Annotated in this window: 18 protein-coding genes and 1 pseudogene; 13 read left to right on the forward strand and 6 right to left on the reverse strand. The window is 39.6% G+C overall.

The window, feature by feature from the left end:
* Positions 1–250: 250 nt before the first annotated feature.
* A complete protein-coding gene (locus tag ACE1CC_RS32150; RefSeq protein ID WP_413274510.1) occupies positions 251–484 on the forward strand; it encodes a hypothetical protein in 234 nt (77 codons plus the stop codon).
* A 108-nt stretch (positions 485–592) separates the two neighbouring features.
* On the opposite strand, the gene ACE1CC_RS32155 is transcribed toward ACE1CC_RS32150, so the two are convergent.
* From ACE1CC_RS32155 to glpX, 3 genes are all read right to left on the reverse strand, one after another.
* Complete coding sequence (locus ACE1CC_RS32155; RefSeq protein WP_413274511.1) at positions 593–3,592, reverse strand: UPF0182 family protein; 3,000 nt, start codon at positions 3,590–3,592, stop codon at positions 593–595.
* Between the two features lie 437 nt (positions 3,593–4,029).
* Positions 4,030–5,325, reverse strand: a complete 1,296-nt coding sequence (locus ACE1CC_RS32160) for a glutamyl-tRNA reductase (protein WP_413274512.1) — start codon at positions 5,323–5,325, stop codon at positions 4,030–4,032.
* 305 nt (positions 5,326–5,630) lie between these two features.
* The gene (glpX, locus tag ACE1CC_RS32165) at positions 5,631–6,668 is read right to left on the reverse strand and encodes a class II fructose-bisphosphatase (protein WP_413274551.1); all 1,038 of its coding nucleotides are present in this window, start codon (positions 6,666–6,668) and stop codon (positions 5,631–5,633) included.
* A gap of 317 nt (positions 6,669–6,985) precedes the next feature.
* Here glpX and ACE1CC_RS32170 point away from each other — a divergent pair, with 317 nt between their 5' ends.
* The 3 genes from ACE1CC_RS32170 to ACE1CC_RS32180 all read left to right on the forward strand — a co-directional run bounded on the left by ACE1CC_RS32170 (position 6,986) and on the right by ACE1CC_RS32180 (position 9,705).
* Positions 6,986–7,639 (forward strand): Uma2 family endonuclease, encoded by a 654-nt coding sequence (locus tag ACE1CC_RS32170; RefSeq protein WP_413274513.1) that lies wholly within the window; start codon positions 6,986–6,988, stop codon positions 7,637–7,639.
* A 189-nt stretch (positions 7,640–7,828) separates the two neighbouring features.
* The gene (locus ACE1CC_RS32175; RefSeq protein ID WP_413274514.1) at positions 7,829–8,818 is read left to right on the forward strand and encodes a hypothetical protein; all 990 of its coding nucleotides are present in this window, start codon (positions 7,829–7,831) and stop codon (positions 8,816–8,818) included.
* A 185-nt stretch (positions 8,819–9,003) separates the two neighbouring features.
* Positions 9,004–9,705 carry a hypothetical protein gene (locus tag ACE1CC_RS32180; protein ID WP_413274515.1) on the forward strand — a complete coding sequence of 234 codons (702 nt, stop codon included), beginning with the start codon at positions 9,004–9,006 and terminating at the stop codon, positions 9,703–9,705.
* Between the two features lie 234 nt (positions 9,706–9,939).
* Here ACE1CC_RS32180 and ACE1CC_RS32185 read toward each other — a convergent pair whose 3' ends face one another.
* Positions 9,940–10,197, reverse strand: a complete 258-nt coding sequence (locus ACE1CC_RS32185) for a hypothetical protein (protein WP_413274516.1) — start codon at positions 10,195–10,197, stop codon at positions 9,940–9,942.
* A gap of 2 nt (positions 10,198–10,199) precedes the next feature.
* Positions 10,200–10,385, reverse strand: coding sequence for a hypothetical protein (locus ACE1CC_RS32190; protein ID WP_413274517.1), 186 nt, complete (start codon positions 10,383–10,385; stop codon positions 10,200–10,202).
* Positions 10,386–10,523: 138 nt separating this feature from the next.
* Here ACE1CC_RS32190 and ACE1CC_RS32195 point away from each other — a divergent pair, with 138 nt between their 5' ends.
* The 8 genes and pseudogenes from ACE1CC_RS32195 to ACE1CC_RS32230 form a co-directional block, all read left to right on the forward strand.
* A complete protein-coding gene (locus ACE1CC_RS32195; protein WP_413274518.1) occupies positions 10,524–10,946 on the forward strand; it encodes a VOC family protein in 423 nt (140 codons plus the stop codon).
* 180 nt (positions 10,947–11,126) lie between these two features.
* Entirely contained in the window at positions 11,127–11,441 is a 315-nt protein-coding gene (gene grxC, locus ACE1CC_RS32200; RefSeq protein ID WP_413274519.1) for a glutaredoxin 3, read from the forward strand.
* Positions 11,442–11,513: 72 nt separating this feature from the next.
* Positions 11,514–11,984 (forward strand): tRNA adenosine(34) deaminase TadA, encoded by a 471-nt coding sequence (gene tadA, locus ACE1CC_RS32205; RefSeq protein ID WP_413274520.1) that lies wholly within the window; start codon positions 11,514–11,516, stop codon positions 11,982–11,984.
* A gap of 164 nt (positions 11,985–12,148) precedes the next feature.
* Entirely contained in the window at positions 12,149–12,874 is a 726-nt protein-coding gene (locus ACE1CC_RS32210) for a lysophospholipid acyltransferase family protein (protein ID WP_413274521.1), read from the forward strand.
* A gap of 638 nt (positions 12,875–13,512) precedes the next feature.
* Complete coding sequence (locus ACE1CC_RS32215) at positions 13,513–14,016, forward strand: hypothetical protein (RefSeq protein WP_413274552.1); 504 nt, start codon at positions 13,513–13,515, stop codon at positions 14,014–14,016.
* A 54-nt stretch (positions 14,017–14,070) separates the two neighbouring features.
* Positions 14,071–14,307, forward strand: coding sequence for a BolA family protein (locus tag ACE1CC_RS32220; RefSeq protein WP_413274522.1), 237 nt, complete (start codon positions 14,071–14,073; stop codon positions 14,305–14,307).
* A 159-nt stretch (positions 14,308–14,466) separates the two neighbouring features.
* Positions 14,467–14,790 carry a Grx4 family monothiol glutaredoxin gene (gene grxD / locus ACE1CC_RS32225; RefSeq protein WP_413274523.1) on the forward strand — a complete coding sequence of 108 codons (324 nt, stop codon included), beginning with the start codon at positions 14,467–14,469 and terminating at the stop codon, positions 14,788–14,790.
* A 395-nt stretch (positions 14,791–15,185) separates the two neighbouring features.
* Positions 15,186–15,332: pseudogene (locus tag ACE1CC_RS32230) on the forward strand (Tn3 family transposase); the annotation flags it as partial.
* A 125-nt stretch (positions 15,333–15,457) separates the two neighbouring features.
* Here ACE1CC_RS32230 and ACE1CC_RS32235 read toward each other — a convergent pair.
* On the reverse strand, positions 15,458–16,834 hold the full coding sequence (locus ACE1CC_RS32235) for a cytochrome P450 (protein WP_413274524.1): 1,377 nt from the start codon (positions 16,832–16,834) through the stop codon (positions 15,458–15,460).
* Positions 16,835–17,224: 390 nt separating this feature from the next.
* Between ACE1CC_RS32235 and ACE1CC_RS32240 the strand changes: the two genes are divergently transcribed.
* A complete protein-coding gene (locus ACE1CC_RS32240; protein ID WP_413274525.1) occupies positions 17,225–20,329 on the forward strand; it encodes a PAS domain S-box protein in 3,105 nt (1,034 codons plus the stop codon).
* Positions 20,330–20,375 lie beyond the last annotated feature (46 nt).

Genomic DNA, 20,375 nt, shown 5'->3' on the forward strand with positions numbered 1-20,375 from the left:
TTTTATACAAAAAAATTTTTTTTTTTTTTTTACCCCCCGGTCGGTTTGTGGTTGGTGCCCCACCCGCCAACTCCACTTTTGTTTTACACCCCGCCTCCCCCCCAACAACGTACATTCAAAAACCAGGTTTTTTGGATGCAAGATTGTGATAAGAGCGCTGAAGCGCAACAACGTACATTCAAAAAAACCAGGTTTTTTGGATGCAAGATTGTTCTAAAATAAGCAAGGAACTATGAACAATAAATAAACAATGCGTTGTGCAATTTCGAGTAGTGCTGGTCAAATTTTGGCCAGAGGTCGTTTGTTAATCCAGAAGGATGAAAATGGCGAACAGCGGTTGAGTTTTTTGAGCGATCGCGGCAAATTAGTTACCGGGGGAATTATCGGTGAAGATGGGGAAATGAGTGCTGCTAGTGAAGAATTATTTCGCGGATTTTTTACCGCTTGGGGAGTGAGTGGCGTGACAATTATTGTTAGTAAGTAATAAGTAGGTAGATATAAATAAAGTGAAAACTCTTGTGGGGCGGGCATCCTGCCTGCCCCATCCTTAAATAACTATTATTACTTTATTTATTTACACCTACTTAATTAATTATTGAACACTTTCTGACGGTACAGTTTCCACCGGACGAACAATAGGTGCGGTAGTTGGTTGTTTAGGTTGGAAAATTGCATTCAATGCTTGTTCTAAAGTTTCTGCCATGACAATGCGGTTTTCATAAGCAACAATTACCCGCACTAAAGTTGGTACACTATTTTGTTCTGCTTCTAAATAAAGTGGTTCTACATAAAGTAACGATCGTTCGATCGGAATGATTAATAAATTACCTTGAATTGCCTTTGAACCTTGACGATTCCACAGGGAAATCTGCTGAGAAATTACCGGATCTTGGTTAATTAAAGCTTCGATTTGTTCAGGGCCAAAAACTAATTGTTGTTTGGGGAATTGATACAGTAATAAATTACCATATTCTTGACCATCAGAACGACCTGCCAACCAAGCAATTAAGTTGGTTCTAGCTGTAGGTGTAAAAGGAAGTAATAAAATAAATTCTTCCTCTCTGGCAGTGGGCAATTTCATGATTAAATAATAAGGTTGGACTGACTGTGGTTTACCTCCATAAATTTCTGTAGGAATTTGCCATAAATCTTCCCGATTATAAAAAACTCTGGGATCTGTCATGTGATAAGCGAGTAATCTTTCCGATTGAATGCTGTAAATATCGATCGGATACCGAATATGAGTGCGAAGTGGTGCAGGCATCGCATACAGCGGTTGAAACATTTTTGGAAAGATAGCAGATAAGCTTTTAATAATTGGATCGTCGGGATCAGCTACATAAAAATTGACATCACCATTGTAAGCATCAACAACTACTTTTACTGAGTTTCTAATATAGTTAAATTTATTTTCTCCTGGGTCAGAATAGGGATAGCGATCGCTAGTTGTATAAGCATCAATAATCCAATACAAATGGTTTTTCGTATTATTTGCTATCTCTGGTTCTTGGGGATTATCTGTTACTACTAAATAAGGTGCTCGATCATAATTTAAAAAAGGTGCGATCGCTCTCACTCGCTCGTTAATATTGCGGCGAAATAACACCTTAGTTTGCTCAGTAATATTCCCCGTTAGCAACATTTGCCAATCATTCAAATATTTAGCAAACACCCATTTTTGCCAACCATCACCAATTGTAATTCCCCCCAAACCATCGTAAGTATTATAAACGTTTTCATCTCCACTGGGATAATCAAACTCTTTAATTTTGGTGTTAGTCATCACATAAGTATCAGAAATTTCCCCATAATAAATTCGCGGATTACTAGTAGGAATACTGTAACGAATTAGCGGATCTGATGTTTGCAAATTGCCGCTATTTGTTACTGTACCTATATCCTTAACGAAGTAATATGGTAATCCTCCCGGTGCAGTTATATTAACTGGGCTCATGGTAAATCCATAACCATGAGTATAAACTAAATGTTTGTTTACCCAGGTTTTAGCAGGTTCGGGAACTTCTTGATAATCTAACTCTCTAGCAGCTAGAATTACTTGTCGTTTCTCGGTTTCTTTGGGTAGTGTAGTTGCTAAAGTGTAGCGATCGATATTTGCACTGGGAAATCTATAATAAGGTCGGAATTGTTGTAATTGTCGATTAGTGTCTAACAATGGACGGGTATCCCAAAGGCGAATATTCCGAATTGTTTGATCGTTATTAGCAATATCAGTTGCGGTTAATCCACCTTGGGGATTAAAAGTTTCTACTTCAACTTTATCGAGTTGAAATGCCTGTCTAGTTAATCTAATATTATTTTCAATAAAAGGTCTTTCCCTGCTTACTTCGTTAGGTTGAACCACTAATTTTTGCACAACTTCAGGAAAGATCAACGAAGACACAAACAAGCTTAAAAATAGTAATAGCGCACCAGTAGAAACGAAAAAATATCTACTGCGTTTTCCTTGCTGATTTTTTCTCAGTTTAGCTGCTTCTGGAAAAATCGATCGCCAAAGCAGTAAAAACGCGATCGCAATTGCCAACAAACTCAGCAAAGTATAAATTGGTAACTGAACTGTTACATCAGTAAAACTCGCGCCGTAAACCACCCCTTGAGTTGAATACAATAATTCATAACGCCGCAACCAATAACTATAAGCTACGCACAGCATGACTGCGCCGCCAAGTAACAATAAATGGTTTTGTTGCGCCTTATTAAACCCAGGAAATTTTCCTTCACTTAAGCTATTCCCTGATAGTAAATAAATTAAAGCAACAGCTACAAAAGCAAAGCCAAATAATCCAATTAGCCAAAATTCCAATAGTTCCCAAATCGGTAAACCAAAAATATAAAAGCCAATATCTCGATTAAATAAAGGATCGGTAATCCGAAAACTTTGCGCTTGGAAATACTCTAAAAACTTTATCCATTGCGCCGATAAAACCATTCCCAAACTGAAACTGATTAGGATGGCGATCGCTTTTAAAACAATTCTAGCTTTAATAATAATTAACAAAGAAACAACAGGCAGAAAAATCAACTGCAAATTGCTATAATTGCGCCAATTTTTCCAAACATAAGCTCCGTCAAAATGTGCAGGAATCGTAGTAGATACAGCAGTCACATCTACATTTGGTTGCCAATAATTGAAGGCAACTGTAGCATAATGAAAAAGTAATAATCCAACTAGTAAAGTTAAGCCAATTGTGAAAGTTAAAAGCCAACGTAAACCTAAACTAAAACTAAGTCGATCGTCTTCCATCTTATATTTAGTTGGATAGTTAGTTGGAACGGGACTTTTTCTAGGTTCAGGAAATGACGAATTAGGCGCAGGATAACGATGGCGTTCCGCAATATTTAAATTAAACAACAAAAAGCTTACTGAGAAAAGAGCGATTGTCCATAAACCCAGCTGAGTAAACAACCGTATCCAAAAAGCAGCTTGAAAATCAACCTCAGCAAACCATAAAGCCTCTGCTATTAGCCGACACAATAACTCTACACCCAACCACAAACCCAATAACCATAAAATCACTTGGGCAAATTTGCGGAAAATGCGATCGGACTTTTGTTTTTCAATGTTAGATTGCATTACATTCCAGCCCAAAAAATTAAACTTTAGCCTTTTCGATCCCCCATTATCCCCCTTACCAAGGGGGACTTTCAATCTAGTTTCCCCCTCACAAAAGAGGACTTTCAATCTAGTTTCCCCCTCACAAAAGGGGACTTTCAATCTAGTTTCCCCCTCACAAAAGAGGACTTTCAATCTAGTTCCCCCCCTTACTAAGGGGGGTGAGGGGGGATCTAACCGATAGTCTCTACTAAAGAGGACTTTCAATCTAGTTCCCCCCTTACTAAGGGGGGTTAGGGGGGATCTAACGATAATCTTTTTCAACTATTCTAATTAAAAATTATCTCCTCTACCCCTAAAAACTATTTTAGATTTCAGATTTCAGATTTTCCCCACAAAAACCCGAAACCCAAAATCTAAAATTATATGGTTATTAAACAGCTAACTGAAGTTTTCAATTATACCGCTTCACCCGATTGAGTTTCCGTACTCAAATTAAACAGCAATTGCAAAGATTGCATTGCTCTACGTCTCGCCTCAATATCCTGTTGGGCACGTAACTGCACCATTGGATCGTGGAGAATTTTATTCACAATTCCCCTAGTCAACGCTTCAATTACTTCTTGATGTCTTTCTGCAAACTCAGTACCCAAACGAGAGAGAGCTTTTTCTAACTCTTGAGTCCGAATCGTTTCCATTTTATCGCGCAAACAGCTAATAGTAGAAACAGTTTCCAAACTGCGCCACCACATATCAAAAGCTGCAACTTCTTCCTCTAAAAGTGCTTCCGCTTCCTGCGCCATTTGTCTGCGACTTTCCTGATTTTGAGCCACAACAGCCTTCAAATCATCCACATTAAAAGCGTGAACATGGGAAATTTCATTAACATCAGCAGCCACGTTGCGCGGTACAGAAATATCGAACAACATCAAAGAACGACTACCATCCAAAACCTGCTCTAACTTAGAGCGATTTAAAATTGGTTCAGTTGCAGAAGTACTAGTAAAAACGATATCAGCAGACGCAATAGCCGACATCATTTCTGATAGCGGATGTAACTGAATTTCCACTTCGGAAAACTGTTTAGCTAACTCTTGGGCACGTTGCATAGAGCGATTCACAATAGAAATTTGTGTTGCTCCTTTGCTGATTAAATGTTGTACCAAAAGGCGCGACATTTTCCCAGCACCCAAAATAGTTACCCGACTGGTAGTTAAACAGGAAGCTTTGATTTGTGCTAATTCCACAGCAGCGGAGCTAATGGAAACAGCGCCAGTACCGATGTTAGTTTCAGTACGAACTCGCTTACCAGCAGTGATTGCTGCTTTCAGCAATTGATTTAAAATTCGTCCAACACCTTTGTATTGTTGACAAACTTTTTGGGTATTTTTAACCTGAGCGAGAATTTGTCCTTCTCCCAAGACTAAGCTATCTAAACCAGCAGATACCCGCATTAAGTGCATGACAGCATCTTCATGCAACAAAATGAACAGATGTCTTCTGAGTTCACCCATTGGTAATTTGCTGTAGTCTGAGAGAAACTGACGCACTTCAGAAATACCTTGTTCGGTTTCTGAGAGTACCACGTAAATTTCCAGACGGTTACAAGTGCTGAGGATCGCAACTTCTTCAATATGAGGATAATTTTTCAGTTGCGCGATCGCACTTTCAGTCTGTGCTTCGGGAATGCTCAGTTTTTCACGAATTTCAACTGGTGCTGTTTTGTGACTAAGCCCTACTACTGCAATATTCATTTGCTAATGGTTAATTGCTAACGGCTAACTGTTAATTTGGTAGTTGGTAATTGGCTGATATTCTTATCTATTATCCATTACTGATTACCAATTACCTACTATCTTAAAAAAATCAGGCAGCTGGAAAATCAGACAGAAAACCCGAATATATTACAAGATAAAAGAGGAATAGGTAAAGTTTAGAAAAGAATCTTTACCTTTACCCTTCCCCTTGTGACTCGAAGACATCAGAAAACCAGGAAAGGCAACCAGGAAAAAGAAAAAACTCTTCCCCGTTCCCTATTCCCCGTTCCCTTTCTTGATGACTATTTCAATTGCAAATTCTTGGGATTATCGAACAAGTGAATTGTATCGACAAAGCGAGCCGTCTTCGACTGAGTAGAAATTACTAAGCTTTGAGTTCTTGCGCCACCGTGAAAGAAGCGTACCCCTTCCATTAAAGTTCCGGGAGTGATCCCGCAAGCAGCGAACAACACAGTGTCCCCAGAAGCTAGTTCATCGGCATTGTAAACCTTGTCAGGGTCATTAATTCCCATTTCCTTCAAACGGGCAATATTACCTTCCCGGCTTTCACCAATTAAGCCAGTTTTCACCACTTCTGGATCGTAAATCAGCTGTCCTTGGAAGTGTCCACCCAAACAGCGCATTGCCGCCGCTGAAATTACACCTTCCGGTGCTGCACCAATACCCATCAAACAGTGAATATTGGTTCCCGCAAAAGCGCAGGAAATAGCCGCAGAAACGTCACCATCGCTAATTAAACGAACTCTTGCGCCTGCGTTGCGAATTTCCTGAATTAACTCCTTGTGACGGGGACGATCCATCACTACTACTACCAATTCTTCAACGGAACGGTTCATGCACTCCGAGAGAATTTTCAGGTTTTCTGTGGCTGACTTGTTAATATCTACATGACCAGCAGCAACCGCAGGTGCAGCCAGTTTCTTCATGTAGAAGTCAGGCGCAGCAAACAAACCACCTTTTTCGGAAATTGCTAAAACCGCCATTGAGCCTGGTTGTCCATAAGCTACTAGGTTAGTACCTTCGCAGGGGTCAACAGCAATGTCAATTTCGACTAATTCATCTGGGTTACAAAAATCTTTGGCATCTTCACGGGTGCAAATACCCACTTCCTCACCAATGTAAAGCATGGGGGCTTCGTCACGCTCCCCTTCTCCGATGACAATGCGACCCCGCATGTGTATCTTATTCATCCGTTCCCGCATGGCTTCTACAGCCACTTCGTCAGCGGTGTTTTTCTCTCCTTTACCCATCCAGTGAGAAGAAGCGATCGCCGCTTGTTCAACAACTTCAATAATCTCCAATCCGAGCGTACTTTCCAACACGGGGTCTGTCCTCCCAAGGCTTATTTAGGCAATAGTTCGTCTGGCTCTAACAGTTTTCAAGTCTATCAGAGCGTGGATACCTCTGCTGAACCGTCTTTGTAATACCTCTGTAAAGTTTTGCTTCTAAAGCCTGCCTTGGGGGACTGGGGACTGGGGACTGGGGACTGGGGACTGGGTAAATGCTAATGTTTTTGTTGCTCATTAATAACTTGTTGAGGTGATAGTTTTGCAGATTCAAGTAGACTCTTTGCGATCGGCAATTAAAAATTAATACTGTTATCTTTGATTTTAGTAAGGCTTTTGGTCGGCATCCCATGACAGCACCAATTCAACCTCTGAGTCAGCCAGAGATTTTTTACCCCGAAAGCGACGGTCAGCCAATGGCAGATAATACTAAACAATTCCGCTATATCGTGACAATTCAAGGGGGATTAGACTCGCTATTTAAAGATAATCCCGATGTTTTTGTTGCTGGTGATTTACTTTGGTATCCCGTCGAAGGAAATAATACAATTCGGCAAGCACCTGATGTAATGGTAGTGTTTGGTAGACCAAAAGGCGATCGAGGTTCCTACCAACAATGGCGCGAAAATAATATTGCGCCTCAAGTAGTTTTTGAAGTGCTTTCCCCTGGCAATCGTTTCGGAAAAATGCTGAATAAATTTCGGTTTTACGAACGTTACGGTGTGGAAGAATACTATGTTTATGACCCTGACAATGGCAATTTAGAGGGATGGTTAAGATCTGAAACAGAACTAAGTGAAATTCCCTCAATGGAAGGTTGGGTAAGTCCTCGTTTAGGAATTAGGTTTGCAGTAGTAGAAAATGAGTTACAACTTTATCGACCTGATGGGCAAAAGTTTGTTAGTTATGTGGAGATCGATCGACAAAGGGAATTAGCAGAACAAAGAGCCGAAAGATTAGCAGAAAGATTGCGAAGTTTGGGTATAAATCCTGATGAGGTTTGAGTGGGTAAATTTGCGATCGGATGCTACCTTCTACTAATTTTTTGTACTCATATCTTGCACCAGTCGCAACGTCCGCCTGCGAATCAATTCGCAGGCTAATAGCGAAACTCCTCTGAAGAGAACTAAATATCTAACTTAACAATTAAAATCTTCAGTCTACTTGTAGGGGCGGGTTTAGCAGATAACCCTTTGGTTTCACAAATTACCTTACAACAAAACCGCCCCTTATTAGCCGGGAAATTGATTTCCGGGCGGGATGAAATGGCAGATGCAAGAGTAGTAAGATCAACTAAAAAGGCGATGTTTATACCAATGAACATAAAAGATAGCGAAATAATTGAACAAATTGCCGAACTTCTCGAAAATTTACCTAGCGATTATCTGTTCCAACCAGACCTTCTTACCCCAGACCAAATTAATGAATGGCATAAACTCAGAGAAGACAATATTTTACTTGCTAAAACTTGGCGATCGCATTTCCATAACCAGCCAAGTTATTTCCTTGATGAAGCTGTCGATCGAAAAGAAATATCTCAACATAAACGAGATTTAATTTTATTGATGGTAAAACAGTATATAGCTCGTTGGGAACTTTGCCAAGTTGCAGAAAAATATGTCAAAAGCTTCCATTTAAAGTTGCAAGATTTAACCAATCACATAGAAAAGCTACCTCAACCGCTCCGCCAAATGCCCCGCCAAATATGGTATAAGTTTTTCCAAAAAGTTACTTTAAAAGAATATCCTTTTCAATCTGCTTACGATTTATTCGCCCAAACTTTAATAGAAGAAAAGAATGAGACTTTCTCTTGTTCTTTTAGTTACTATGAAGTACCGATTAAAAAGTGGGGGCAAGCCACTAAGCAAATTACCGAGATTTTAGATAAGTCCAATCAAGATGGTACTTATCCTCAACTCAAACTCAAAGAAGTTGAAAACCTAAAAAGTAAACTCGTTTGGGATAAAGTCGGCTTTTCTTGGTTAGGTTTAACTCTCTTTGTATGTCAACTGGAAGCACCAAAAAACAAATTACTTAGGGAAAAGCTAATCACCTATAACCAATCTCTAAAAGAAGCACTCACTCTAGCAGTTACAGCCAGCCGCAAAATTCGTGGTTTTGCTTGGGATAAAGGGAAAATAGTTTACTCTTCCTCATCTGGCGGAGTCTATCGCCAAAATTAATTAGGACTTACGCAGCGAGTCCCACCAAACACTATATCTTGTAGGTCAATTCATGATTAGACCCTACATTTAGAGAATCTTTGTCAGTCATCTTAATAAAACTTCACATCTGGATCAAGATCGATCGCCAGCTAGGGAAGCGAACCTAAACTAATTGAGAAAGTAATTTTTACTGGTTTTAACCTATGCTGAATCACAAGTTTCAGAAATTCTTAGTTGCTACTACTGGCGCAGTTTTATCTTTGGTAGTTATCCAAAATAACCCTGCTAAAGCAGCAAGTTTTACCACTCTTTTCTTTGAAGATTTTGAATCCAATCTCTCTCAATGGACAGGAAAAAATAACACTACACATTCCGGGGTAATAGTTAACGATCCTCTTGGAAATGACAAGGCACTTTCTTTTAATAGCCGCCAAAGTGGTGGCGACATTTTTACCCTAAACAGTTTCAGTAGTCCTTCGCAAATATACCGATTATCTTTCGATTATCTTGGTTTACCAAAACCCGGTAGTTGGCTAAATGATTTAGGAGGTTTTGTTGGATATCGCACTACATTATCAGGAGATGCAGATTTGTGGTTAGCAGGAACAAGCAGATATTCTATTAAATTAGCATCGAATTTTTTTGATTTACCCGACACAGGAAAATGGGAACCAATCTCCATTACATTTACGACAAATAAAAGCATTCAGTTAACTTTGGAAGACTACTCTTATTCTTGGGGAGTTTTTGGTGATGTTTACTTTGATAATATCCGTTTAGAAGCAGTGGTTCCCACAAGTAAATCTGTTCCTGAATCATCTTCGATTTTTGGTTTGCTGACAGCCATGATTTTTAGTGTTGCTTTGCTAGGTCAAAAAAAGTTAAGTTCCTCCAAATCAACATAATGAAGTAATCAACACCTTACACAAAATTGTATTAACAAGTTTGCTGATTAAACGGATAATAATCATACTAATTACGGACAGCAAACTACATAATAAAGAGCAATCCTGCCACATAAGCAAGTGTTAAACTGTTAGATGACATTAGTAACGCTAAAACTGGCAGGATTACCCGCGAAATAGTGCTAATTATAGCAGGTTATAAATCTGCGATAATGGAGTGCGATCGCCAAACCTTCACTCCTCATCATCATCCGGCAAACTTTCCATCTCTTCAGCAATCAAATTTTGGAAATCTTCCCCACAATGAACATTTAAATGTACAGCACAAGCCAACAACTCCGCCAAAATTTCAGCTTGCTGTTTTCCACTGAGATTAGTTAACTGAAGTTGATAAATCAAAGCTTGAACTTTAGTACATTCTTCACCCAACTCTGTAATTAAAGTGTTGAGAGTAGGACTTTTAATGGGAAGGGGGCGATCGCTTAATTGCATAACTATTTACCTAAACGTTTTTGAGCTTGCTGAATTCCTTTCTCAAAAGCTCGAATCTCATTTTCCCAATGTCTTATTAAACCTCGATCGGGAAAATCCTTTTCCGATTCTATTCTAATCTTTTCTAAATGTTCAGCAATAGGTTGCCTTAAACTGCGAATTGCCTTTTTATGGTTCTTTTTACCCATATTGACTAGTCTAAAAATTCTACTCCACAGTTCTACAGTTTAGAGAATTACTTTGTCTGGGCAATGAGTACCATATTTTTACCACTTCCTAAAGATGATCTAATCTAAATAAAGGCAAACTCTCTCAAGGAACCCAACATGGTTGATATTGGACTTACACATATTGCACTTCCTGTCTCAAATATCGAAAAAAGTATTGAATTTTACTCAACTTATGCTCAAATGCAGGTAGTTCACCGTCGCATTGATGCAAACGCAGGGGTAGCAGTCGCTTGGCTAAGTGACAATACTCGACCATTTGTAATTGTACTAATTCAAACTCAATCAGTGCAGCCAATTCTCTCTCCATTTGCCCATCTTGGAGTAGGTTGTAAAAGTCGGGAAGCAATGGATATCCTTTGTGACAAAGCTCGTCAGGAAGGCATATTAGTTGAAGAACCCAAAGATTCTGGTTATCCTGTTGGATATTGGGCTTTCTTGCGAGATCCAGATGGTCATACGCTAGAACTATCTTATGGGCAAGAAATAGGTCTGACAGTGGAAAAAACCGCGAATGTCTAGTATAAAAAGGCAGAAGAAAATAAGACTTGTAAAAAGCTTTTTCTCCCATTTCTAACTAATTCATTAAATCAATCTTTATCTCACACCATAAATATAAATCCACATCTGTGTTTATCTGTGTGCATCTGTGGATATCTGTGGTAAAAAATAGACACGCCCTCTAATTTCAGGAAAACCAAAATGTTAGACTTCCTCAACCCAATTTTAGGACGACACCCAGAACGGATCAAAGCCAACGTAGAAATTTACACCTGGCAAACTTGCCCTTTTTGTATTCGTGCCAAAATGTTACTGTGGTGGAAAGGCGTAAATTATACCGAATATAAAATAGATGGGGATGAAGAAGCGAGAAACAAAATGGCAGAACGCGCCAACGGACGCAGAACAGTTCCCCAAATATTTATTAATAATCAACACATTGGCGGATGTGACGACATTTACAAATTAGATACCGAAGCCAAACTAGACCCATTATTAACTCAACCAGCCACATAAAACCAAAAAATTAGTCCGCGCAGGCGGACTTAGTATGTATAGCCCCAGACTTCAGTCTGAGGGATTTAAATAATGACCCCCTCAACCTACGAAACACACCAAAAATGGATGAGTCGCGCCATTGAACTCGCCCAAACTGCGGGAGAAGCGGGAGAAGTCCCCGTAGGAGCAGTAATTATTGACGGCGATGGTAACTTATTAGCAGAGGCAGAGAACCGCAAGGAACGGGACAAAGACCCCACCGCCCACGCCGAAATTCTTGCCTTGAGAACAGCCGGAAAAGCCTTGCAAGATTGGCATTTAAACCAATGCACCCTCTACGTTACTTTGGAACCATGTCCGATGTGTGCAGGTGCGATCGTCCAAGCTAGATTAGGAATGTTAGTTTATGGCGCAGACGATCCCAAAACAGGCGCAGTGCGTACAGTAGCCAACATTCCCGATAGCGCCTGCTCTAATCATCGCATATCCGTACTTGCCGGAATTTTAGAATCTCCCTGTCGTCAACAGTTACAATCCTGGTTTAAGCAAAAAAGACCATAGCCAGAAACAAATAACAGATGCAAAAACTCAGCAAATCGTCTAAAAGAGTGAGATTTGCAAAGTAATGACAGCATTTTAACTGTCCCTGCATCCGAGACAATTCAGCCAGAAAACTTTACGGTGGAAATTAGGATGATTAAATATATTTACTAGCCATCTTTTGTATGATGACTCAAGTTGATTCGCCCTCACGTTCATTGACAACCATCACACCGACAAATCTTACTTCTAAAGTTTCTCCTTGGGTAGCTTCTCTGGCTTACCCTATAGGAAGGTATATTGTACTTCCGGTTTATTTTGGGAAAATTTCTGTAACGGGTAGGGAAAATATCCCTAAAGAAGGGCCTTTAATATTTGCTCCTACCCATCGTTCTCGCTGGGACCCATTTACGTTAGGATATGCAGCCGGACGAGATATTACAGGTCGAGATCTGCATTTTATGGTTTCTGCCAATGAAATGTTAGGAATTCAAGGCTGGTTCATCCGTCGCATGGGAGGTTTCCCCGTAGATACAGATCATCCCGGAATTAGTAGCATCCGTCACGGCATTGAGTTACTGCAAGAGGAAAAAGTTTTGGTGATGTTTCCCGAAGGCAATATTTTCCGGGAAAACTGCATTCAACCACTCAAACCTGGTTTTGCTCGGATCGCATTGCAAGCAGAAGCCAGTAAATGTAATTTAGGAATTAGAGTTATTCCGATCGCCATCAAGTATAGTCAAGAAATCCCCCATCGTGGCTGCAACGTTGCCATTAACATCGGTTCTCCCCTCAAAGTAGCTGACTATCGAGGCAATAATGCCAAACGCAGCGCCCAGCGTTTAACAGAGGAATTGCAAGCTTCCCTCAGTAAGCTTTATCAATGCCCGCTCAATCAAAGCCTGAGTTAAAGATAAGTATTTTTGATCGTCGCCAAACCAAAAATTGTTCAGGTTGTTACACTCAAATCCCAACCTGATTCGACCAGGTAATGTTAATATACTCCGAAGTTAATATTCATCCTAGATTTCTGCAAAGAAAAAAAGCTGAATTCATGGTGTTTCCTGCAAATGTTCGCTTCTCTCGCCTTAGCGGTTTGACTTCTCTAGCACTTATCGCAGCTTTTAGTTTGCCTTTATCAGTAAGTGCCCAAACAGAACAACCTGCTACTCCCACATCTCCTTCCCCAGCCCTGCCTTTGGAAGAGACAGACACTAACCAATTACGTCCTCTCAGTCAAGATAACAGTTTACTGAGCTTGCCGGGAGGAGAACGACTAATGGCTGAGGCTAGTAGTGCAGCTTCTGCTCAAAATTATGACTTAGCAGTGAAGAAACTCCAAGAAGCTCGGCAAGTGTTTAACCAGTTGTCTAACTTTTATCAAGAACTGGCGGCTAGTTTTTCGGGAATTGACAACCGCATTTCGGATAAACTGAGAAAAAATGCGGTAGACACTGCCCAAAAGCGGGATGAAGCTAGCTATCAATTAGCTTTGGTACATCAGGCGCAAAATAAGCCAGAATTAGCTGTGCCTTTGCTGGTACAAGTTATTCGTTCCCAAAATCCGACGCGAGAGTTAGGAAAAAAGGCTTATGAAGCACTAACTGTAAGTCAAGAGAACACTGTTTTAAGCTTGTCAGGTGGGCAAACACTAATGGCTGAAGCTAGTAGTGCTGTTTCTGCCCAAAATTATGATTTAGCAGTGAAGAAACTTCAAGAAGCACGTCAGGTTTTTAACCAGTTATCTAATTTTTATCAAGAATTGGCGGCTAGTTTTTCGGGAATTGACAATAGCATTGCGGATAGCCAACGCAAAAACGCGGTAGAGACTGCCCAAAAGCGGGATGAGGCTACCTATCAATTAGCATTGGTACATCGGGCGCAAAATAAGCCAGAATTAGCTGTACCCTTGCTGGTACAAATTATTCGCTCGCAAAATCCCACAAGAGATTTAGGTAAAAAGGCTTATCAGCAACTATTTGAACTGGGCTTTGTGGATTCTCCTTATCCGAGAAGTAATAGCGATCGCCAACCTACTTCATCAACCCAATAATTTAATCTACACTAAAAACAAACGCTCAAATCTTTGTTACGTGAGAGGAATTGCATGATTAGCCCAGAACAGGTTAAAGAGATGATTGTGGCACAAATGCCTGATGCCAAAGTGGAAGTGCAAGACTTGACTGGTGGTGGAGATCACTATCAAGTTAGTGTCGTTTCTTCGATGTTCGCAGGTAAAGGGCTAGTTCAACAGCATCAAATGGTTTATGGTGCCTTACAACAGGCAATGTCTACTGAGGCTATCCACGCCTTAGCACTAAAAACCTCTACCCCAAAATCTTAAACTGTAGCTTGGTTTGCTTGACCAAGCTGGATGTTATCGTTAAACTAACAAAGTTACGGTAGAATTTACATCCACTTGGGCGCAACCCAAAGCAAGTTGTAACATTCTAATTAAGGCGATCGCAATTAGCTCGACTCTGCGCGAACTTACTAAACAACTATGACACCAGAACTCAAAGACCGGATTGATAAGTTAGTCAAAGACAATAAGGTTTTAGTATTCATGAAGGGCAACAAACTCATGCCCCAGTGCGGTTTCTCCAACAATGTGGTACAAATTCTCAACACATTGGGAGTACCATACCAAACTGTAGATGTGTTAGCCGATCCTGAAATCCGTCAAGGAATTAAAGAGTATTCTAACTGGCCTACTATTCCCCAAGTTTACATCAATGGTGAATTCGTTGGTGGCTCAGATGTGATGATTGAGCTTTTTCAAAATGGGGAATTACAACAAAAGGTAGAAGTTGCCCTCGCATCCTAAATTCTGTGATTAATTAACTCAGTATTCCCTTTAACTAACTGGGTTTTAACTTATGAAAACGTCTACAAGCATTTGCTAAAACTTTTGCGTTGTAGGCGCTTTTGGCTCTCCCGTACTTGTGGTGGAAAATCCTAGTTTTGGGGACTGGGGACTGGGGACTAGGGACTGGGATTCCTTGTAAATCAAGTACTTCACAAAACAATCAGGTTTACTTATCACCACAAGTACGGGAGAGCCAAACTTTTTTTGCTAGTAATTAGCCGATTAAATCAGGAGTACATTGAGCGTTTGGATAACTTGTTAAAGAGTCATTCAGTGCATCTTCGCAGTCCTTATAATGACCTCAAACAATTACCAAATCGTCCAACTCGCAATCACCTCAATGATTTATTAACACATTATATGATTTATACGAACAGAATTTGTTATCTGAGTATCACATTCGTTATGGGGGTTATGGTGGGATTGCTTATCATCATGTTGCTGATACTTATGTAGCTTTATTTAGTCATTTTATTCCTTGTGGAACTTGGGAAAAAGTAAAGTCGTGAAAAATCAACAAACCCCCAACAAAAAAATTGTCATCAGCCATTGTTCATTAAGCATTTAAGGCCCAACTAATGACCAATGACTAAAAGGACTAAAGTCCTCACAACAAACATTTATTTCACACTTTAGTTACTACCATTTTCACACCTCCGGCTGGTGCCATTGTGATGCCGCGACGTGCAGGTAATACGGGACGATTTTCGGCAAGTTTTAGTTCTGTGCGGCGTAATATTGTTGCTAAAACTAATTTCATTTCAAACATGGCAAATGCCATTCCTATACAGCGACGATTTCCACCACCAAAGGGGAAAAATTCATAAGGGGAAAATTGCCTTTCCAAAAAACGTTCTGGTTTAAATTGTTTGGATTGCGGGTATAAGTCTTCTCGATGATGTACTAAATAAATGCAGGGTGCGAGTATAGTTCCCGGCTGAAACTCATAGTCCATAATCTTGATTGGTGCTTGGACAATCCGAGGAAAACTAAATAAAACTACTGGGTAAATTCGCAGGGTTTCGCAACAAACAGCGTTGAGGTAAGGTAGTTTTGTAATTGCCATTAAGTCGGGATTTTCGCCAAGGGAATTTAACTCATTGAGTAATTTTTCTTTGACTTCTGGGAGATGATGAATCCAGTATAATGCCCAAGCTAAGGCTGTGGCTGTGGTTTCATGTCCGGCAAACAAAAGCGTCATTAATTCATCTCTTAATTCGGCTTCTGTCATTGGTTGTCCGGCTTCGTCTTTTGCCAACATCATTAATGTGAGAATGTCTTCGCCTGAGAAGTCGTTAGCTGCTTTTCTTTCTCGAATTTCCGCATTAAGTAATTCGTTAATTTGCTGTTTTTGGCGGATAAATTGACCCCAAGGACTCCATGCACCTAAGTCTTTTTGCAATAATGGTAACAGAATAAAAGTAGACCTTAAAGGTGAGCCAATTGTTTCTATAAGTGTCCCCATTAGTTCGCGGAGTTGGTAGTAACGTTCTCCTTCATCTAAACCAAAGATGCTGCGTAAAATTACCCTTAAGGAAATTTGTTGCATTGCTTCCCGCGCTGAAAAAAGTTGCCCAACTTGCCATTGGTTAATTACTTGTTCGGTAAGTTCGCAAATAGTGTTACCATAGGCTTTCATTCTTTCGCCATGAAATGAGGGAAGCAACAGTTTTCTTTGCTGTTGATGATAATTGCCATCATGCAAGGTGAGAGAATAATCGCCTAGTAAAGGGCGGACAACTTCGTTCCCTTTAGCAGAATTAAAGGTTTTGGAGTCGGCGGTAAAGATTTCTTGAATTGCTTGGGGATTACTAATAACTACTTGGGTGGGAAATCCGGCAAATTTTGATGTATAAAAATCTCCGTATTCTTGGGCGTATTTTTCTAGGTATTTAAATGGTTGGAAAATGGCACGGATTGTTTGAATAAATCGGGAAACTTTCGGGCCATCAGGTAGATTTTTAATGGGTTGAGCTTGCCGATTTTCTGATATTGTTACCATGTTCAATTCTCCTGTGGGGATCGATCGCTAATTCTGTAACCTAACTATTTTATTTTGTACCTATCATCATAACTATGGCAAATTCAATAGTAAAGAGGGAAGGGGAAAAGCGATCGATCTGATGAAAGCTAGAATATCTCTGGAGTTATAAAATTAATAAGGGTAATTATTGCTACCTTGAAATGCTGAGGAACAATAGAGGTAAGTTTTAGCAAAATACCTCTTAAGATGATTTCCGATGTTAGTTTTGCTATGTTAAGGTTAATAAGTTTAACTAAAGTTACTGATAACTCTGTTAAGCTAAAAGTTTTTGGAAATAGATTTCAGGATTTAAAATAATAGAAACCTACCTAAATAATACAGTAGTGATACGGAATTAATTTAACATCTATGCTTTTATTGTCAAGCTTAAGATTCAATCTTTGGAGAAAATGGTGGCTAGTAATAGTGCTAAGTTTATTAGCTCTCATGTTAGCTCATGGCATGGCGGTAATCTATCGGATTCAACCAGCCGTATCTTTGTGGTTTCCGCCTTCGGGAATAGCGATCGCGTTAACTCTTTGGTTTGGTCCGATCGGTATAATTATTACAGGGATAACTTCAGTTTTAATGGCACCATTTTGGGGTTTTGAAAGTTGGACTCGGTTAATTGGGTTAACTGATATTTTAGAACCGTTAGTAGCATGGTTACTCTACATAAAATTTGCCAAAGGTGAATTATCATTCCGCCGACTTAGTGATGCTGCTACTTTCATTTTGAGTGCCCCATTAGCAGCTTGTGCTACCTCTGCTGTAGTTGGTAATTTAACTTTGATAGCTATAGACAAAATGCCTATATCCAAGCTGAGTACTAGTATCCCTAATTGGTGGTTAGGTAATGCTTTGGGAACTATGGCAATTGCTCCGACAATTTTGTTAGTTTTCACACCTCAAGTTCAAAATTGTTTCCCTAAATTAACCTCAAAAAGTGCTGATAATAATCCCAATAATCTGGCGGAAATTTGGCCTTTTCCTTCTCAGTTTTATCGAGGATTAGAAATTATAATTATCCTTTTGTTATGTATATTTATTGCGACTTTTACTGTTTCTTTAGCTCATCAAGGAGGCTTTGCTTTTCAGCAGTTTTCCCTATTGAGTTTTGTACCAATTATTTGGGCAGCTAGTCGTTTTGGAGTCACAGGGGGAATGTTGACTACTACTTTTTGTGTTTTAGTCACATTATTAAATTATTTAATTTTCAATCCTAATGCTATTTCTTTGGCAGAATTTCCAGTTTCTTCGGAAGTTATGCACGTCCACAAATTAACGCTTTTAATTCAGTGTGCGACTAGTTTATTAATTGGTGCTGCTAGTACAGAAAGAGCAACCACGCAAGTAGCTTTAGCTATAGAACAAGTGCGGGCGGTGGAGTATCAAAGACAGGCGCAATTATCAGATAAATTAATTAAATTAAATCAAGATTTGCTGATAGTTAATACCCAGTTAGAAGCATCCCATGAACAACTTTATCAGCGAGAAGAGGAATTCAAAGCGTTAGTAGAAAACTCGCCGGATATTGTTGCTAGGTTCGATCGCCAATTGCGTCATCTTTATATTAATTCCGCAGTTGAACAAGTAACCGGAGTATCTCCAGAAGAATATATTGGTAAAACTCACTTAGAAATGGGGTTTCCTGAAGCCAAATGTCACCTGTGGGAAAGTTGTATTCAAGAAGTATTTGAGACTGGGGAAGAACAGGTAATTGAGTTTGCTCTTTTAACATCACAAGGAGTTATTTATTATCAATCGCGGTTAGTTCCAGAATTTGCGCCTGATGGTACGATCGCATCAGTTTTAGCTGTCACTCGGAATATTACTAAATTAAAGCAAACAGAAGCAGCTTTGCGACAAAGTGAATCTAGATTAAGACGGTTAATAGATTCTAATTTAATAGGAGTATTATTTGCTAATTTTCAAGGTGAAATTATAGATGCTAACCAAGCTTTTTTAGAATTAGTAGGTTACTCGTTAGAAGATTTGCGATCGGGTAAAATGAGGTGGGCACAGATGACTCCTCCAGAATATCAGATTTTGGATGAAGAAGCGATCGAGCAAGTCAAAGCTACCGGAACTTGTAAACCCTTTGAAAAGGAATACATTCGTAAAGATGGTAGTCGCATTCCCATTTTATTAGGTGTAGCTAAATTAGAGACAACCGAAGATGAATGTGTGTGTTTTGTTTTAAATTTAACTGAACGTAAACGAATAGAAGCAGAGAGGGAAAGATTACTAATTCAACAACAAAGCCAAAAGGAACTTTTAGAAGTAATTTTACAGCAACTTCCCGCAGGCGTAATTCTCGCCGAAGCACCTTCGGGAAAAATACTTTTTGGTAATCAAATCACTGTACAAATGTTTGGACATTCTTTATTGTACTCTGAAAATGTAGAAGAATATAGTGAGTGGAAATTGTTTTATGCTGATGGGAATCGCTACCCAGCTAGGGAAATGCCTTTAGCACGTTCTATAATTAAAGGCGAAGTCATTATCGGAGAAGAGATTACTCTTGAAAAAGACAATGGAAGCAGGGCAATTATCTATGTCAATTCTGCGCCGATTAAAGATAGTAATGAAGAAATTATTGCTGGGGTAGCAGCTTTTTATGATATTACCGATCGCAAAATAGCCGAACAACAACGGGAACAACTTTTAGAAGCCGAAAAAGTAGCCCGTAACGTAGCGGAAACAGCCAATAGAATTAAAGATGAATTTCTTGCCGTATTATCTCACGAATTGCGAACCCCCCTCAACCCCATTTTAGGTTGGGTAAGACTACTCAGAACACGCCAGTTTAATCAAGACACTATTGATAAAGCCTTAGAAACTATTGAACGCAACACCAGATTACAAACCCAACTAATTGATGATTTACTTGATGTTTCTCGCATTCTGCGTGGTAAACTGAGCTTGAATATTACCAAAGTCAACTTACTAGCAACAATTGAAGCTGCGATCGAAAATGTAAAATTATCAGCAGAAGCTAAATCTATTGAATTAAACTTAACAATCTTAGATTCGCCATTAGCCCATAATGAACCTATTCTGATTAAAGGAGATCCCAATCGCTTACAACAAGTATTATGGAATTTACTGTCCAATGCAATCAAATTTACCCCAGAAAAAGGTAGAGTAGAAATTAGATTTTCCCTGTTGAGAGAACACAGTCAAACATCATCACCCAAAACCTACGCCCAAATTCAAATTACTGACACAGGAATTGGCATTTCTCCAGACTTTCTCCCTTATGTTTTTGAACATTTCCGGCAAGCAGATGCCTCAATTACCAGAAGACATGGGGGATTAGGAGTTGGCTTATCAATTGTGCGAAAATTAGTTGAAATGCACGGCGGAACTATTCAAGCAGAAAGTCCTGGTCAAAACATGGGAGCAACATTTACAGTAAAATTACCAATATTAGAAAATCCCTCCCTCATTCTCACAGAAGAACCTGACTAAAAAAACCCTCTCTTCCTCCTTCCTCTGCGCCCTCTGCGCCTGTAGC

Source organism: Floridaenema aerugineum BLCC-F46, from assembly GCF_041929345.1.
GTDB classification, from domain to species: Bacteria; Cyanobacteriota; Cyanobacteriia; order Cyanobacteriales; family Aerosakkonemataceae; genus Floridanema; species Floridanema aerugineum.

Excerpts from the sequence above, each read along its gene's own strand:
- ACE1CC_RS32155 (WP_413274511.1), bottom strand. The coding sequence starts at position 3,592 with ATGCAATCTAACATTGAAAAACAAAAGTCCGATCGCATTTTCCGCAAA.
- tadA (WP_413274520.1), top strand. The coding sequence starts at position 11,514 with ATGACCCCCTCAACCTACGAAACACACCAAAAATGGATGAGTCGCGCC.
- ACE1CC_RS32220 (WP_413274522.1), top strand. The coding sequence starts at position 14,071 with ATGATTAGCCCAGAACAGGTTAAAGAGATGATTGTGGCACAAATGCCT.
- ACE1CC_RS32235 (WP_413274524.1), bottom strand. The coding sequence starts at position 16,834 with ATGGTAACAATATCAGAAAATCGGCAAGCTCAACCCATTAAAAATCTA.
- ACE1CC_RS32195 (WP_413274518.1), top strand. The coding sequence starts at position 10,524 with ATGGTTGATATTGGACTTACACATATTGCACTTCCTGTCTCAAATATC.
- ACE1CC_RS32185 (WP_413274516.1), bottom strand. The coding sequence starts at position 10,197 with ATGCAATTAAGCGATCGCCCCCTTCCCATTAAAAGTCCTACTCTCAAC.
- ACE1CC_RS32160 (WP_413274512.1), bottom strand. The coding sequence starts at position 5,325 with ATGAATATTGCAGTAGTAGGGCTTAGTCACAAAACAGCACCAGTTGAA.
- ACE1CC_RS32240 (WP_413274525.1), top strand. The coding sequence starts at position 17,225 with ATGCTTTTATTGTCAAGCTTAAGATTCAATCTTTGGAGAAAATGGTGG.
- ACE1CC_RS32180 (WP_413274515.1), top strand. The coding sequence starts at position 9,004 with ATGCTGAATCACAAGTTTCAGAAATTCTTAGTTGCTACTACTGGCGCA.
- ACE1CC_RS32210 (WP_413274521.1), top strand. The coding sequence starts at position 12,149 with ATGATGACTCAAGTTGATTCGCCCTCACGTTCATTGACAACCATCACA.
- ACE1CC_RS32190 (WP_413274517.1), bottom strand. The coding sequence starts at position 10,385 with ATGGGTAAAAAGAACCATAAAAAGGCAATTCGCAGTTTAAGGCAACCT.
- ACE1CC_RS32150 (WP_413274510.1), top strand. The coding sequence starts at position 251 with ATGCGTTGTGCAATTTCGAGTAGTGCTGGTCAAATTTTGGCCAGAGGT.
- grxD (WP_413274523.1), top strand. The coding sequence starts at position 14,467 with ATGACACCAGAACTCAAAGACCGGATTGATAAGTTAGTCAAAGACAAT.
- ACE1CC_RS32170 (WP_413274513.1), top strand. The coding sequence starts at position 6,986 with ATGACAGCACCAATTCAACCTCTGAGTCAGCCAGAGATTTTTTACCCC.
- grxC (WP_413274519.1), top strand. The coding sequence starts at position 11,127 with ATGTTAGACTTCCTCAACCCAATTTTAGGACGACACCCAGAACGGATC.